We start from the raw sequence: 15,804 nt of genomic DNA, 5'->3' as shown, positions 1-15,804 counted from the left end.
TCTTGCATCGCTGGGCGGAAGGCGCCCGGCATGATGTCTGCTTCCTCACCTCCCCCTGGAAACCGAATGCGGAGGAACTGGTGGCCCTTTTGCAGGAGTGTTGGAGCTGTGTCGGAGATCCATAAACCATTGAATTCTCCTTCCCAGACACTGGAACAGGAACTGGACCGCCTTATCGGTCTCGGAACCATGAAGAGGCGGCATTACGCGGCGCTGAAGCGCGCCATGAGTGAGCTGGAGGAGCGGGCGGCGGCCCTGCGCCGGCGCAGTGAGGAACTGGCCCTCATGGAACTGCGCTACCGCGCCCTCTTCGATAACATGCGTTCCCCCGTCGCGGTGTACCAGGCGGTGAACGATGGGGAGGATTTCATCATCGTGGACTTCAATCGCGCCGCCGAAGAAACGGAGAAGGTCCAGCGGGAAAAGATCGTCGGCCACAGCGTGCGGGAGATATTCCCCGGCGTGGAGGATTTCGGGCTGTTCGCCGTGTTCCAGCGGGTGTATCGCACGGGCAAGCCGGAATTCCACGGCGCGGCGTTTTACCAGGATGGGCGCATTGCCGGCTGGCGGGAGAACTACGTCTACAAGCTCCCCACCGGGGAAATTGTGGCCGCCTACGAGGACCTGACCGAACGTAAACAGGCGGAGCGGGCCAGGCGGGAAGCGGAACAGCGCCTGCACCTGCTCATCGAACAGGTGCCCGTCACCATCTGGAGCGCCGATCACGATCTGCGCGTCACCTATTATACCGACCCCTTGTCCCCGGAGATGCGCCGGCTGGCGGCCGCCGGCCGCATTCTCGGCCGAACCCTTTATGAGATCGGCCAGGAGCTGTACGGCGAGAACTGGCCCACTATTACCGCCGCCCGGCGCGCCCTGGCCGGCGAGACCGTGCAGTACGAGCACCGCGCCTCGGACGGCCGGATTCTCTTCAGCACCCTTGCGCCACTGCGGGATGAGGCCGGCCAGGTCATCGGCGTCGTCGGCGTCGCCATGGATATCACGGAACGCGTCGAAACCCAGCGCGCCCTGGTCGCCAGTGAGGAACGCCTGCGCCTCGTCGCCCGGCAGGCGTTGGTCAACATCTGGACGACCGACCGGGACCTGCGCATCACCTATCACTCTGGACCCATCACTGAGGAAATGCGCAGGATCGCCAACGCGAAGGGGCTGGTGGGGCGCACGCTGTACGAGATCCATGCCGAGTTGTATGGGCAGGGGGAGCGTTCGCCGGGGCTGGAAGCCTCCCTGCGCGCCCTGGCCGGCGAAACGGTGCAGTACGAGCGCCGCACGCCCGATGATTACTACATCATCAACACGGTTTCCCCCCTGTACGATGACGAGGGCAACATCGCAGGCACGATCGGCATCGCCATTGACGTGACGGAGCGCCGCCGGCTGGAGCAACAGCTTCAGCAGGCCCAGCGCCTGGAAGCAGTAGGCCAACTCGCCGCCGGCGTCGCCCACGATTTCAACAATATCCTCACCGCCATCCTGGGCAACGCCAACCTGGCGCGCCTGACCGCGCCGGCGTCCATCCAGCCCCTGTTGACTGAGATCGAGCGCGGGGCCCGCCGCGCCGCCCAGCTCACCAAACAAATGCTGGCCTTCGCCCGCCGCTCCGCCATCTACATGGCCCCAGTGGATGTGAACGCGGTGGTGCGGGAGGTCGTTTCTTTCCTCCGGGAGACCATTGACCGGCGCATTGACCTGGTGACGGAGCTGTCCGACGGCCTGCCGGCCGTTCAGGCCGATGCGACCCAGCTCCATCAGGTGCTGGTCAACCTGATCCTCAACGCGCGCGATGCCCTGCAGCCCTTGTTGGAACATGCCAATCCCTTGGACACCGCCGGCCAGCCCCTGATCATCTCTATCATGACCGATTTCGTCCATGTGGAGCAGATACCGCCCCACAGCCTGCTGAACGCCTCCCCGGGCGATTACGTGCGCATCACCGTGCACGATACCGGCATCGGCATGGACAAAGAGACCATGGAGCATATTTTCGAGCCGTTCTTCAGCACCAAGGGGTCAGGTAAGGGCACCGGCCTGGGGCTGGCCACGGTGTACGGCATCATCGCCCAGCATAAGGGATGGATCAACGTGTACAGCGAACCGGGAAAAGGCTCCGCCTTCCGCATTTACCTGCCGGCTGTGCCGGCCGTGGCGGCCGAAAGCCCCAGCGCGCCGGCGGAGCCAGCCGCGCACACGCACGGCCAGGAGACTATCCTGGTGGTGGACGACGAGGATGCCATCCTCTCCCTGCTCCAGCGCAGTTTGCCGGCCTACGGCTACCGCATCCTGACGGCCCAGGACGGCGCGGAGGCGCTGGAGATCTTCCGCCAGCAGGGGAGCGAGATTGACCTGGTCCTGCTGGACCTCTCCATGCCGGGCATGTCCGGCCGAGAGGTCCTGGCCCAGCTCCTGGAGATCGCCCCGCAGGCGCGCGTGCTCATCGCCAGCGGCTATGTCGCCGGCCATCAGGCGGTGCAAGGCCTGCTGGAAGCCGGCGCTCGCGGCTACGTCCCCAAACCGTATCAATTGGATGAGCTTCTGCGCGCCATCCGACAAACGTTGGATGCCGACACATATCCCCCCAACGGGTCGCGGGCCTCGAACGTTTCGGCTGATGCCGGGGAGTGAAACGCCAATGGAAGAGATCGAAAAACTGCGCATCCTCATCCCTCACTGGATCGAGCACAACGCGGAACACGCGGCGGAGTTTGAGCGCTGGGCCCGTTCCGGCTGTCCCGGCTGTGAGCACATCCTGGAAGCCGCCCATTACATGGAAGCCGCGAACCAGGCCCTGCAGGCCGCGCTGGAGAAACTGGGTGGGGCGGCGGAGGGGCATGCCGGCCATTCCCATCCTCATCCGCACGCCTGAGCCGGCCCATCCCTCTCCACAGGGGAAATACCTGGCCCGATCCCGGGCATCGGAGGTGTAGCATGCCCTACGGCTTTTTCGGCCGCGTCCTGCGCGTGAACCTGAGCGCCGGCACCACGGAGGTCCTGCCGTTGGACGAGGCCTGGTTCCGCGCCTACCTGGGCGGCTGGGGCCTAGTGGCCTACGTCCTGCTGACGGAAGTGCCGGCGGATTGCGATCCGCTCGGCCCGGAGAACAAGCTGATCATTGCCGCCGGCCTGATGACCGGCGCGCCGCTGGGGGGCGCCGGCCGCAACATCGTCGGCGCCAAATCCCCCTTGACCGGCGGATTCGGCGCGTCCGAGGTCGGCGGCTTCTTCGGTGCCGAACTGCGCCGCGCCGGCTGGGACGGCATCATCATCGAGGGCCAGGCGGAACGTCCGGTCTACCTGTGGATCCGCGATGACCAGGTGGAACTGCGCGATGCCGCCCATCTGTGGGGCCGGCCCACTGCCGAGGTAGAGGAGGCGCTCAAAGCGGAGCTGGGGGATGATCGGGTGCGGGTGTGCCAGATCGGGCCGGCCGGCGAGCGGCTCTGTCTGAACGCCTGCGTCTTGAACGATGCCCATCATGCCGCCGGCCGCTGCGGCCTGGGCGCGGTGATGGGCGCTAAAAGACTGCGCGCCATCGCGGTGCGCGGCACCGGCGCGCTCCCCCTGGCTGATCCTGGGGCGATCCGCCGGTGGGCGCGCTGGCAGGCGGACCGGCTGGCCGCCGGCGACCCGGTCCTCAAACTGCGCTACGATTACGGCACCCCGGGCTTTCTGCCCATTTTGCAGGCCAGCGGCGGCCTCCCCACGCGCAATTTCCGCGAAGGCGTCTTCGAGGGCGCCGAACGCATTGACGGCCAGCACATGGCCGCCACTATCCTCAAGGGCGGCGGCACCTGCTTCGCCTGTCCGGTGCGCTGTAAGCGCATCGTCGAGACGCATGACGAGTGGCAGGTTCAGCCGGCCTACGGCGGGCCGGAGTACGAGACCATCGCCGCCTTCGGCTCGCTGTGCGGGGTGGACGACCTGCCGGCCATCGCCAAGGCCAATGAGCTGTGCAATGCCTATGGGCTGGACACCATCAGCGCCGGCGCCACCATCGCCTGGGCCATGGAATGCTTCGAGCGCGGTCTCCTGACCATGGCCGACACGGACGGCATCCCGCTGAACTTTGGGAACGCCCGGGCCGTGTTGCAGATGCTGGAGAAGATCATCCGGCGGGAAGGGTTCGGCGACATCCTGGCGCAGGGCGCCTATCGCGCCGCGCAGGCCATCGGACGAGGGACGGAGCAGTACGTCCTGCACGTCAAGAAGCAGGAAGTGCCCATGCACGACCCGCGCATCAAATTCGCCCTGAACCTCGGCTATGCCACCTCCCCCACCGGCGCGGACCATGTGCACAGCCTGCATGACAACGCTTTTCAGACGCCGGAGAATATCGCCGGCCTGCGCCCGCTGGGCATCCACCGCCCCCTGCGTTTCGACGATCTCTCGCCGGCCAAGGTGCGCATGGCCCGCCGCTGGATCACCTACCGCACCTTCCAGAACTGCCTGGGCATGTGCATCTTCATGAGCTACTCCATCGAGGCTCAGCAGGAAATTGTGTGCGCGCTGACCGGCTGGGATTTCTCGATCTTCGAAATGCTCGAGGTCGGAGAACGGGTGCTCGCCATGGCGCGGGTCTTTAACGCCCGCTGCGGCCTGCGCGCCGCGGATGACGCGCCGCCGGCCCGCTTCTTCGAACCGCTGGGGAACGGGCCGCTCGCCGGTTCATTCATCCCGCCAGACGCCATACGCGCCGCTCTGCAAACCTACTACCAGATGATGGGCTGGGACCCCCATACCGGCGCCCCGCTTCCCTGGAAGCTCCACGAGCTGGACCTGGGCTGGCTTCCCGAGGCCGGCACCCAATGAGGGCCGTCATGACCGAACCGCCCGCACCGTACGACGAGATCCGCACCATTGTCTATCAGGATGAGCTGTGGACCCTGCGGGAGTATCACCCGGCGCTGGCCGATTTTCTGCAAGCGCGGGACCGTCTGCTGGTACTGCGGCACGGCCGGCCGCCTTACGCCGTTCTCCTGGGCGTCCCGCACCACGCCGAAGTGCGGGAGGACTACATCTGCGAGCGCCGGCGGGATGCCGAAGGCCGGCCGGCGCCGCGCGACGCCGACAAAAACGCCGCCTCCTACGCGCTGGTGGCGTTCACCGCTCTGCGCGATCGCGGGGAGCCCTGCAAGCTGGTCATCATGGCCCATCCCACCACCCATGACCCCAACAAGGACCTCGCAAGCCCGTACAGCAGGGAATTGTTCTCGGAGCCGGCCCGCTTTCTGCTAGAATGCCACGGGAGCGGGCCGCACCGCCGGCTGGCGCTGGAGCTGAGCGCCGGCCATAATCACCTGGCCGACGCGCGCCGCTTCGCCCAACTGCTGGATGCCGCGCTGGGCCGGCGCTACACCTGGGGCGTCCAGAAAGCACCGGGGAGCCGCGATGCCTGGATTTTCCATGGGGATGGGCACGAGGAAGAGGAAGCCCTGGAGCTATCGGCCCTGCAAACCGTGACCTTGATAGAGGCGGAGCGCAGGGGCATGCCGGCGCTCCACTTGGAGGCCAAGCCGGCCTTCTGCAAGCCGGCGGACGATGTCAACGCCGTATCGCCTGACGGCCTCCTGCTGGGCCGCGCCCTGGCCCAGGCCCTCCTGCACTACCTGGGATGGAGGGACCGCGCACAAGTCCCAGGATGATCCCGCGGGAGCGGGTGCGCCGGCGCGCCACCAGCACCGCCCACAGCGTCACCAGCGCCTCGAACAGCCACACGCCGACCGAATAGAGCTGAAAGCTGGTCCAGATGGGATGCCGGCGGATGTCCACTTTCGTCAGCGGCCACAGCGCATATCCTCCGCTGGTGTCCTCCCCGACCATGTGATCCACCACCAGGTCGCTGAGGACATGCACCAGATAGCCGGCCGCCCAGCCCACCACGGCCTGCCGCCGGCGCGTCAGCAGTGCCACCGCCGCCGTGGTGAGCGCGCCGGTCAGCAGGGAATGCGCCGGCACCCTACTGCTGGGGGACCAGCGCAGGATATACCGCCCGGTCTTGTCCACCAGGTCGGGGAACACGGCGGCCAGCATGGTGGTACGCTGGTCGGTATGCAGATAATGCGAGGTGAGGTACCCCGCGCTCACGTGTCCCGGGAATATCATGGTGCCATTATGGCATAGAACCTGAGCGCCGGCAAACGGCCCACTCCCTCCAAAAAACAAGGTGACAGCCACCTGGGGATGACTGTCACCTTGAGATATCGCGTACTCCTTACTTCCCCGCTGGAACGCTCTGCCCGGAAGGCTGTGAGAGGCCGATCTCGGAAGGTGCGGGAGCGTGACCGTTGCCATTGCCCGATGGGACGTACCAGCCGGGCAAAGCCCCCATGTGCAGGGTCACATGATTGCGGCCGGCCAGCGCATCCGCCACCGCCAAATCGCGCATCCGCTCGGCTTCTTCTGTCAACTCCGCCATACCCTCTTGCCGCAGGAACCTCAGCGCCGTGCTCCAGCTTGCCGCTGTCACCGCCCGCCGGTGGGCCTCCTGATAGAACTGGCGCACCGACTGCGCCGGCGCCAGCCAGAACACCTGCACATCCTGCACCGCAAGGCCGGTGCCGGCCGCTTTGGCATTGACTGCCTCTATCAGCCAGACGGGCAGGGCATGCCGGCCGGCGACCACTGTCCACTCCTCGGACGGCCGCCGCGCCAGCACCAACTGCAACTGCTCCAGGAAGATGCCGCGCAGGTAATTCCCCCACAGCCGCATGTCATCATGCAGGGCGTCCAGGATGATCTGCCGCCATTCCCTCCGCATCTCGCGCGGGTCCACCACGTACAGCACCTTGAGCTGTACCTCCATCTCGACGCAGTGCGCGTCCAGCGTCACGACATCGTCCAGCATCAGGATCTGCCAGCACAGGCTGAACGATTCGCTCAGCCGCTCCAGCGGCGGGATCACGAGGTGCTCCCCCGGCCCCAGAACGCGTACCACGCGGCCCGTCTCGTCCCGCACCACCCGGGCGACACTGGGAGGGACAACCACGAACACCGCGGCGATCATTATGGGGGGAACCACCGCCGCCACCACCATCCCCACAGCGGCCGCCATGACAAACTGGGGGAATATGGCGGCAACCGCCACACACACGCTCACGCCGATGACGACGCTGCACGCCATCACCATCCATTTCATGCGGCTGGTTATCATCGCCCGCCTCCCTTCTGGGCCGGCTGGCCCCGAACCACCTGCCTGGCGCTCCACCAGCGGGCAAACCAACAGCCACCAGCGACCCTCCCCCTGCGGGTCTTCCTCTCACTTATATAAATAAGTGATAGGGGGACGCGTGACAATCCCTCATTCGCGAAACGTTGGCAGATTTTTCGTGAAGGGAAACGCGTACTGCGGCAGAGGAATATTCCATACTACCGCCCAGGAGGCTTACACGCACGCGTACGGGGAGTACGCGCCGGCAAATAGGGGAAATGCGCGCCCTATCGCGGACGCTCGATCCATCCGTTCTCGATGGCCAGGCGGATCAGCTCCTGCCGGCCGGAGACCCCGAGCTTATCCTGTATATTGCTGAAGTGGGCGCGCACCGACCCCTCAGCGATGTGCAACTGCCGGCCGATCTCCTGATTGGTATAGCCGCGGGCCGCCCATGTCAGCACTTCAAGCTGACGCTCCGTAAGCGGACATTCCTTTTTCTCGGGGTGAATCAGGAAGCCGCTGAACCAATCACCAAAGTCTTCGCGCGGCCCGAGCACCATCAGGCCGTGATGGACGAGCTGAATGGCCATGATGATATCACGGATGCTGGGGGAGCGGCCCAGCAGTCCATCGGCGCCGGCCTGGAGGGCCTGGCCGGCGACGGGCGCGCCAATGTACGTGGTGATAGCCATCAGTTTGGTCGGAAGGCCCCGTTCCCTCACCCGGCGGATCAGCTCCACCCCGTTGTACTCGCTGTGCTCGAGCACCAGGTCCACCAGCGCCACGTCAGGAAGCTCCCGGAGGATAAGCTCCAAGCCTTCCGGGCCGTTGATGGCATGTCCGACAAATTCGATCTCCGGCGCCGCCTCTAATGCCGCCTGATAGGTCTCAGCGATAGACCGGTGATCCTCCACCAGCACCACACGGATTTTACTGCGTTCGCGGGCCATCGCTCTCTCCTCCTGGTCTGACTTACGAAGCCAGGTGTTCATCCCGGATCTGCGCGGGGATGCGCACCACGATACGGGTGCCCTGGCCATCTGCTCCGGTCTGAAAATCCGTCTCACCTCCCAGACAGGCCGCCTGCCGCCAGATGTTTTTCAGCCCCCAATGTCCTTCCTGCGACCAGATATCCCCGGGCAGGCCTTTGCCGGCATCCTCGATCTCCAGGCGGATCATCTCGTCGTCCCGATAACAGCGCAGTACAGCCCGCTCGGCGCCCGAATGCCGGCAGGCGTTGCTCAGCCCCTCGCTGGCAATGCCGACCAGGATGCGTTGGGTGAGGTTGCGGAGCGCCGGCAGGGCCGGATCCACGTCCAGCTCCACCTCAAAATCATACAGATCGCGGAAGAAGCGCCGCAGGCGCTGCAGTTCGCTCACCAGATTCGTCCGTGCGGAGCGGTCGCTGACCAGGTCACGCATCATGCGCGCCATGCGCGTCTGCAGTTCCTGGGCCAGCCGGATGACGCGATCGAAGCGCTCTTCCAGCTCGAGCAGGCCGGCCTGCGCCACCTCGTCGGCCATCAGCTCAAGGCGCTTCGCCAGTTCGTCCAGAGTGTGGCTGAACTGATCATGAAGCAGGATGGACTGCTGTTCCCGGAAGCTCGAAAGGGCGGCGTGCGCGCGTTCCTCCATGTTCTCATGCAGGCTGAAGCCCAGCGCGGCCAGGTTGGCGAACAATCTCATGGCGCGCTGTTCGTTGGGGCCCAGCGTCCGACGCTGACGAAAGTTGAGGCAGATGACGCCGTACGGGTGATTGCCCACGTACATGGGGAGGCCGGCGAAGGAGCGGATCCCCTGCCGCATCGAGAAGCTTACCACATGCTCCTCTATCCCGCCTCTGGCACGCATCAGCAGGGGCTCATCGTGGACATTTGGCACGAACCAGCCCTGCTTCTCCTCCAAAATGCGCTGGAGGAGAGGGGCATCCGATGGCATGTTGCGGAGCGGTTTGTTCTTATTGTGGAATCTGCCGGCCAGGTTGAGGAAATGAAACTGGCGGGTCCCCGGGTTGTAGCCATAAATCAACACCAGGTCCGCCCCAAACAGGCGCTGGGCATACTCGGCGATGTTCTCGGAGAGCATGTCCGGGTCGGGTTCCATGCCGGCGGCCAGCAGTGCCGCCGTCATCTCGTTCAACAGCTCCACCCGCTGGACCTCGGCCTGCCACTGCTCCTGCATCTGCAGGGTGCGCAGTACCGCGGCACAAGCCTGATAAATCGGCACCAGGCTGTCCAGCTCTTCCGTAGTGGGCACTCTCCCTGAGCCAGGCGAACTGCTCCCGAAGATCACCAGCCCGACGGGCTCCCGTTCCGCCCCACCGTGCACCTTCACCCAAAGCGGCACAAAAGCCTGGATAACGGTATAATCGCGTTTGTGGGGATGAGATCTCCTGTGCTGCACCGCGCCCCATGCGCGAGAATCGAAGCTGGAATGCCAGCCCTCATATATGCGGCGTTGCTGGGAGTGCAGTGCCTCGAGATACGCATTGTCTGCATCGCTGGAGAAGCGGATGTCCTCCAGCCACTTGGGGGATGGGACACATTTTCGGAGCACCAGGGTATCGCTCTGTCGGTCATATACCCAGACCTGGGCAAACTCGTACCCCAGCTTGACCGTGAAGATATCTAGGATAGCGTCAAGGACCTCTTCCTGGCCGGCGGAAAACTCCTGAAGATACCGGGCCAAGCCAAAAATGCGCGCTTGCGCCGCGCGCTCCTCCTGCCGCGCCTGGGCGCCGGCCAGCAGTTCCGCAAAGGCCTGGCTCTGGCGCGCCATCTGGTCCAGTTCCTCGGGGTAAATCACCGGCAGGCGGCGGTACTCCAGGCTGATAGCGGCCGGCTCCTGGCCGGCGGCAAACGGAACGCACAGCTCCATTTTCAGCGCTGACCAGCCCAGGCTGGGTTGCTCAGCAAAGATCACCGCCTGCGCTTCCTGCAGGCTGACACGCCGGCGTTCCGCGATATAGCACGCCGGCGTATGATTCTGCCAGGCAATGGGCGGCGGGGACTGCCCCGATTCACACCGCACCGCCTCCGCCACCCCGTTCTGGGACACGCGTATCCCGGTCCAGACCTCTTCACCCTCTCCCCTCCACCACAGCACGGCGAAATCCGCCTGGAGCAAATCGCAGAACAGCCGGCCTACATTGACCGGCCATTCCCGGTCCCGCACGCCGGAGCCGGCGAGACACCGGATATGCTCTTCCACATCGGTGCGCAGTCTTTCCAGGATGGCGCTGGAGATGCGCTCGCGGGAAATCAGGTGATACAGCACCCCGCCGATAAACCCCAGCCACAGCCAGTGCACCAGCCACGCCGGCGCCATTCCTATCAGGGTATCCCGCTCGATGAGCCATAACGCCAGACCGACACCCAGCCAATTGCCGGCCAGTACCAGCAAATTGACCTGGGCGGCAATCGCTATCGGCACGAAAAACAGTACCCACAGCAGAGGGGTAGCGGACAGGTCCCGGGTGACCAGGAATGAAAGGGTGACCACACCCAGCACTGCCGCGGCGTATATCCCCTGCGTTTGCGGGGCATAAAAGCGGTGCTCAAAAGGGGAGAACGGGAAGAGGGGGATGATCAGATAGGGGGCGAGAAACAGCGCGATCAGCATCGGCAGCCAGGCCGGCCCGCTCGCCAGAGCCATCAGCGCCATCAACGCGATCCCCATCAGCGCCATCACCACCCGCCAGTTCATGGTGGTACTGCGCAAGCGGGACTTGACCAGCGCGCCCGGTGTCGGGAACACGCGCAGCCGGTGCCACAGCCGTCTGCTTTCACTCCGGTTCATCACATTTGCACAACGCCTCCATGACAAGGAGTAGTGCTGGTACTATCATTATACACTAGATGTGGCCGACGCGGCTATACGCACGGCGCGATTTCGTGCGTAGATTTCCCGTATCCAGCGCGCAAGCCGCGCGTACGCGGGATACGCGCGCGGTTTACGCCCCTCGTATATCGGGGGCGTTGGATACGTCTCGAATTTTCGCCTCTCACGTGTTCACGGTATAATGGCCGGCATGCCAAGGAGCGATTGCCAATGAGACTTGCGCTTCGCCGACGTCTGACAACCTGGCAGTTCTACCTCATCGCGGCATGGATCGCCCAGTTCTTCGCCATCGCCGGCTTCAGCGCCGTCTTCCCTTTCCTGCCCTTCTACATCCGTGAGCTGGGTGTCACCGACCCAGAACAAGTCACCCTGTGGGCCGGCATGCTCACCTCCTCCAGCGCCATCGCCATGGCCCTCATCGCGCCCTTCTGGGGCTGGATCGCCGACCGCCGCGGACGCAAGCTCATGGTAGTCCGTGCCACCTTCGGCGGCTCCATCGTCATGAGTACCATGGCGCTGGTAGCCAACGTCCACCAGCTCTTCATCCTGCGCCTGCTCCAGGGCCTGCTGACCGGCACCATCCCCGCCTTTATGGCGTTGGTCACCTCGTTCGTGCCGGAATCGGAGGCCGGCTTCGCCCTGGGCATGATGCAAATGGCGGTCTACGCCGGCAATACCCTCGGCCCTCTCATCGGCGGGCTGGCCGCCGACCATCTGGGATATCGCGGCACTTTTGTGCTGACGGGCGCCTTCCTGTTCCTGGCCGGCGTCTTGACCGTGCTCGGCATCAAAGAGTCCACGCGGCCGGGCCGGACCTCTTCTTCCCAGGGCACACTCATCGACCAGGCGTCCGCCATCATTCACCAGCCGCAGATTATGGTGGTTATGCTCATCATCGGTGGGGTGTATATCGCCAACGCGGTCACGGTGCCCACCCTGCCCCTGTTCATCGAAAGCCTGCTGGGTTCTGCCGCGCTGGTGAACACCAGCACCGGCACCATCTACGGACTGCGCGCGCTGACCAGCGCCCTGGCCGCCGGCTTCATCGGCCGGCTGGCAGACCGCCTGGGTTCCCGGCCGCTGATGATCATCAGCCTGGCCGGCGCCGCGGTCGCCCTGGCCGGCTATGCCCTGGCCCCCAACTACGCTGTGCTGATCCTCTCCAGCCTGGCCGCCGGCATCTTCATCGGCGGACTGCTTCCCAGCGCCAATGCCATCCTGGCGCGCCTGTCGTCCCCGGACCAGCGCGGCATGATCTTCGGCTTCAGCAGTTCCATCAACGCCTTTGGCAACGCCATTGGCCCCATGTTGGGCGCTTCGGTTGCCAGCGCGTGGGGACTGCGAGCCTCGTTCTGGCTGGCCGCCGGCCTGTTGGGAGCGCTCTCGGCATGGGCCGGCGCCGCGGTCCGCCAGGTGGACCCTCCCTTACCGCGGCTCCTCCGGCGAACGCGCTAACAGCCCCACCAGCCCGCCCAGCGCCGTGGAACCCAGCGCAATGAGGCTGTCAGGCACCGGTTTGCCGGCGGCCGTCAGCGCAATCCCCCCGATGATGGCCGCCAGCACCACCACGCCCAGCGTGGCGATAACCCCGACGTAGATCCATCCCAGCATCTGCGGCGGGACATCCTCCAGCCCCCGAAGCACTGCCTCAGGGTTCTGCATCAGGCGCTCCCGGAACTCCTGGTCCTCCTGCACCCTGGACAGCAAGTCCTTTACCGTGCGCACACGCTCCCCGTTCATGCCCTGAACCTCCTTAAATTAAAGCCCGATGGGACAAGACCGGACCGCCTCTCCATTATTATAGCAGAATTCCTATCGGCGCGCCCCGCCGCGTTTCAGGCGGCATTCACCCCAGGGAGAGACTGCTGCCAGGAGCCCGAATCCCGCCGCCTTTTGACAAGCCCCGTCCTTTGCAGTAGACTCTCCGGTGCATGCAGGGAAAGGGGTGGCATTATGCCCGGACGCATCCGCGTGGGCTTAAGTTCCTGGACCGATAAGAGCCTGATCGAGAGCGGGGAATTTTACCCACCGCATGTGCGGGATGCCGCCGGCCGGCTGAGCTACTATGTCCAGCACTTCCCCGACCTGGTGGAGGTGAACAGCACCTATTACGGCCTGCCGTCGGAGCGCTCGGCCCTGCTCTGGCATCAGCGCACGCCGGCCGACTTCGTCTTCGACACCAAAATCTTCAGCCTCTTCACCTTTCACCCCACCCCGCCGGCCAGCCTGCCCAAGGACCTCCGCCAGGAGCTTCCTGCTGGGCTTCTCGAAAAAGAAATGATCTACTTCGACCAGGTGCCGGCGGAAATCGCCGAGGAAACCCTGCGCCGCTTCCTCGCGGCCCTGCGGCCCCTGCAAAGCGCCGGCAAGGTGGGTGCCATCCTCGTCCAGTTCCCCCACTGGTTCTACCCCAGGACCGAGAGCTTCGACCACATCCTCTGGCTGGCAGAACGGCTACAGCCCTTCCAGGTGGCGGTAGAGTTCCGCCAGCGCGCCTGGCTGGACGCCTCCCATCGCGCCGGCGTGCTCCAGTTCCTGACCGAGCACTCCCTCACCTACGTCTGCGTGGACGAGCCGGCCGGCCTGCGCTCCAGCGTGCCCCCGCTGGCATTCGCCACCAACCCGCGGCTGTCCTATTTACGCTTCCACGGCCGGCGCGCCGAGACCTGGGAGCAGAGCGGCGTCAGCGTGCATGAGCGCACCAAATACCTCTACAAGCCGGAGGAGCTTCAGGAATGGGTGCCGAAGATCCGCCGGCTGGCCGAAGAGACCCAGGAAGTGCACGTGCTCATGAATACCAACTACCGCGACTATGCGGTGCGCAATGCCAAACAGCTCATGCTCATGCTGGAACAGCGCCGCGAATGACCGGTTCGCCGAAGGAGCACTATGCGAGGCAGATGGTGGATGGTGCTGATTGGGCTACTGCTGTGGTCGCAGGCAGGCTGTACGGGGACGCCGGCTGCCTCCCCCGTGACGGCGAAGCAGATACTGGCATCGGCGGAGCGCTACCAAGACCAGCTCATCACCCTGCGCGGGTACGGCCTCATCACGGCCACCCTCCCCCTTTGTAAGGGCTACATCGGCCTGGATACCCGCACCCAATTTGTGGACGCCGAGAATAACCTCATCACCGCAGTGGACCGGGTCGGGTCAGGGAAAGCGATCAAAGGAGAGACACTGCGGACATTCCACGCCTATGTGCGTGTCTTCGAGGGGGAAATCGGGTGTCCTGGCCAGACCCGCCGCGAGCGCATCGTCTACCTGGAAATCGTCGGCGTGGAATAGACCACCATCCTCACATGCGGGAGCACCGTTATGTCTACTCCGAAGCCGCTGACCGAACGCCGGCGCGTCCTGCAGGTACTGCACCGTCAACCGACTGACCTCCTGCCTTGGCTGGTGGACCTGGAGACATGGTACACCGCCCGCCGGCGCACCAACACCCTGCCCCGCCCGCTGGCCGACCTGGAGCTGAACGAGATCCACCGCCTGCTGGCCGCCGGCCGGCTGGCGGCCGCTTCCGTCACCCGGCTTCGGCTCCATGGGGTGGAAGTGCACATCACGCACAACGAACAGACGATCTTCCGGGACTCGGAGCCGGCCCTGCCCTTCCCCCTCCCCATCACGCTGTTGCCACCCGACCGGCTGGGGCAGAGCATCATCACGTATAAGACGCCGGCCGGCAGGGCGGAGATCATCTGCCAGATGGATGAAGCCCAGGTACGCGCCGCGGCCGACCCCACCGTCCTCCGCCGCATCCTCGAGTACGATGAGGATCTTCCCGTCGTCAAATGGATACTGAATCACGCCGAGGCAGTGCCGGATTTCGAGAGGTTCCGCCAGAGCGAGGAAGCCGTCGGGGAAAATGGGTTCACCCTCCCCCTGCTCGGCCGCATCCCCTTCCAGCAGTTACTGTTGGATTACATGCCGCCGGCGCGCGCCGCCCAGGCGGCCCGGGATGAGGAGCGGGCCTTCCTCTACCTTCTCGATGCCCTGCGCGAGCACAGCCGGCACATCGTCGAGCTGGCCCTGGATCTGCCGGACGCTCCCCTGCTGGCCTTCGACGACCATCTGGACGGCGCCCTGACCAAGCCGGCCCCCTTCCAGCGCTACTGCATGCCCTTCCTGCAGGAGATATCCGCCCGCCTGCATCTGGCCGGCCGGCGGTTGGGCAGTGTCATGGACGGCAATCTGAAGCCCCTCCTCCCGCTTGTTCCCCAGGCCGGCGTGGACGTGGTGCTGTCCTTCGCGCCGGCCCCATCCAGCCCGCTCCCCTTCGCAGAGGCCTGGCATGCCTGGCACGAGGAGCTTATCATCTGGGGCGGCATCCCGCCGGCACTGCTGGAAGCGGGATTCCCGGAGGAGGACCTCTACACCTGGATGGAAGACATGCTGACCTGCATCGAGCGGGAAGAGGGATTCATCATCCTGGGGATCGGCGGGCAGATAGGCGGTTCCGCCGATATTCAGCGTCTGGCGCGCATCAGCGAGCGGCTGGGACGCCGGCCGGAGCTATAACCCCCGCGCCAGCAGTACCGCCAAGAGAACCACCGCACCGCCGGCCAATGCCAGGGCATCGGCACGGCGCATGCGGAGCTGGCGCCGGCTGGTGCGCCGGCTGGCCACGCCGTAGCCCCGCGCCGCCAGCGCCATGGCGAGATGATCCACCGTCCGCAGAGCCGTGATAATGAGGGGGATCAACACCGGGAGATAGGCGCGCGCCGCCCGCAGGGGATTACGCGGGATGACCAGTCCGCGCGATTCCTGGGCCTCCATAATCTCACCGAAAATGC

The 15,804-nt window shown here is 65.1% G+C and carries 14 protein-coding genes; 8 read left to right on the top strand and 6 right to left on the bottom strand.

Going from position 1 to position 15,804, the window contains the following annotated elements:
• Window positions 1-189 precede the first annotated feature (189 nt).
• The 4 genes from H5T60_03605 (at window position 190) to H5T60_03590 (ending at window position 5,660) form a co-directional block, all read left to right on the top strand.
• A complete protein-coding gene (locus H5T60_03605; GenBank protein MBC7241517.1) occupies window positions 190-2,643 on the top strand; it encodes a PAS domain-containing protein in 2,454 nt (817 codons plus the stop codon).
• Between the two features lie 7 nt (window positions 2,644-2,650).
• Window positions 2,651-2,884, top strand: coding sequence for a hypothetical protein (locus H5T60_03600; protein ID MBC7241516.1), 234 nt, complete (start codon window positions 2,651-2,653; stop codon window positions 2,882-2,884).
• Between the two features lie 62 nt (window positions 2,885-2,946).
• Window positions 2,947-4,827, top strand: coding sequence for an aldehyde ferredoxin oxidoreductase family protein (locus H5T60_03595; protein ID MBC7241515.1), 1,881 nt, complete (start codon window positions 2,947-2,949; stop codon window positions 4,825-4,827).
• 8 nt (window positions 4,828-4,835) lie between these two features.
• Window positions 4,836-5,660 (top strand): hypothetical protein, encoded by an 825-nt coding sequence (locus H5T60_03590; GenBank protein ID MBC7241514.1) that lies wholly within the window; start codon window positions 4,836-4,838, stop codon window positions 5,658-5,660.
• Here the strand turns inward: H5T60_03590 and H5T60_03585 are convergent.
• The 4 genes from H5T60_03585 to H5T60_03570 all read right to left on the bottom strand — a co-directional run bounded on the left by H5T60_03585 (window position 5,560) and on the right by H5T60_03570 (window position 10,969).
• The gene (locus H5T60_03585; GenBank protein ID MBC7241513.1) at window positions 5,560-6,102 is read right to left on the bottom strand and encodes a metal-dependent hydrolase; all 543 of its coding nucleotides are present in this window, start codon (window positions 6,100-6,102) and stop codon (window positions 5,560-5,562) included. The two genes, H5T60_03590 and H5T60_03585, sit on opposite strands and share 101 nt — an antisense overlap.
• Window positions 6,103-6,229: 127 nt before the next feature.
• Window positions 6,230-7,168 carry a hypothetical protein gene (locus tag H5T60_03580; GenBank protein MBC7241512.1) on the bottom strand — a complete coding sequence of 313 codons (939 nt, stop codon included), beginning with the start codon at window positions 7,166-7,168 and terminating at the stop codon, window positions 6,230-6,232.
• A gap of 284 nt (window positions 7,169-7,452) precedes the next feature.
• On the bottom strand, window positions 7,453-8,118 hold the full coding sequence (locus tag H5T60_03575) for a response regulator transcription factor (GenBank protein MBC7241511.1): 666 nt from the start codon (window positions 8,116-8,118) through the stop codon (window positions 7,453-7,455).
• A 22-nt stretch (window positions 8,119-8,140) separates the two neighbouring features.
• Complete coding sequence (locus H5T60_03570) at window positions 8,141-10,969, bottom strand: GAF domain-containing protein (GenBank protein ID MBC7241510.1); 2,829 nt, start codon at window positions 10,967-10,969, stop codon at window positions 8,141-8,143.
• A gap of 249 nt (window positions 10,970-11,218) precedes the next feature.
• Here H5T60_03570 and H5T60_03565 point away from each other — a divergent pair, with 249 nt between their 5' ends.
• Complete coding sequence (locus H5T60_03565; protein MBC7241509.1) at window positions 11,219-12,463, top strand: MFS transporter; 1,245 nt, start codon at window positions 11,219-11,221, stop codon at window positions 12,461-12,463.
• Here the strand turns inward: H5T60_03565 and H5T60_03560 are convergent.
• A complete protein-coding gene (locus tag H5T60_03560) occupies window positions 12,434-12,748 on the bottom strand; it encodes a hypothetical protein (protein ID MBC7241508.1) in 315 nt (104 codons plus the stop codon). The genes H5T60_03565 and H5T60_03560 overlap by 30 nt on opposite strands.
• A 213-nt stretch (window positions 12,749-12,961) precedes the next feature.
• Here H5T60_03560 and H5T60_03555 point away from each other — a divergent pair, with 213 nt between their 5' ends.
• From H5T60_03555 to H5T60_03545, 3 genes are read left to right on the top strand one after another with little or no spacing between them, the layout of a single operon-like run.
• Entirely contained in the window at window positions 12,962-13,876 is a 915-nt protein-coding gene (locus H5T60_03555; GenBank protein ID MBC7241507.1) for a DUF72 domain-containing protein, read from the top strand.
• A 21-nt stretch (window positions 13,877-13,897) separates the two neighbouring features.
• Window positions 13,898-14,296 (top strand): hypothetical protein, encoded by a 399-nt coding sequence (locus H5T60_03550; protein MBC7241506.1) that lies wholly within the window; start codon window positions 13,898-13,900, stop codon window positions 14,294-14,296.
• A gap of 30 nt (window positions 14,297-14,326) precedes the next feature.
• Complete coding sequence (locus tag H5T60_03545) at window positions 14,327-15,529, top strand: hypothetical protein (protein ID MBC7241505.1); 1,203 nt, start codon at window positions 14,327-14,329, stop codon at window positions 15,527-15,529.
• Here H5T60_03545 and H5T60_03540 read toward each other — a convergent pair.
• Window positions 15,524-15,804 (bottom strand): hypothetical protein (locus H5T60_03540; protein ID MBC7241504.1); only part of this gene is annotated, 281 nt, incomplete at its 5' end. The two genes, H5T60_03545 and H5T60_03540, sit on opposite strands and share 6 nt — an antisense overlap.

The sequence above is a fragment of the Anaerolineae bacterium genome, assembly GCA_014360855.1.
Taxonomy (GTDB): domain Bacteria; phylum Chloroflexota; class Anaerolineae; order JACIWP01; family JACIWP01; genus JACIWP01.
The sequence above is the reverse complement of the archived record's forward strand: the minus strand, read 5'-3'. Positions and strand labels throughout refer to the sequence as shown.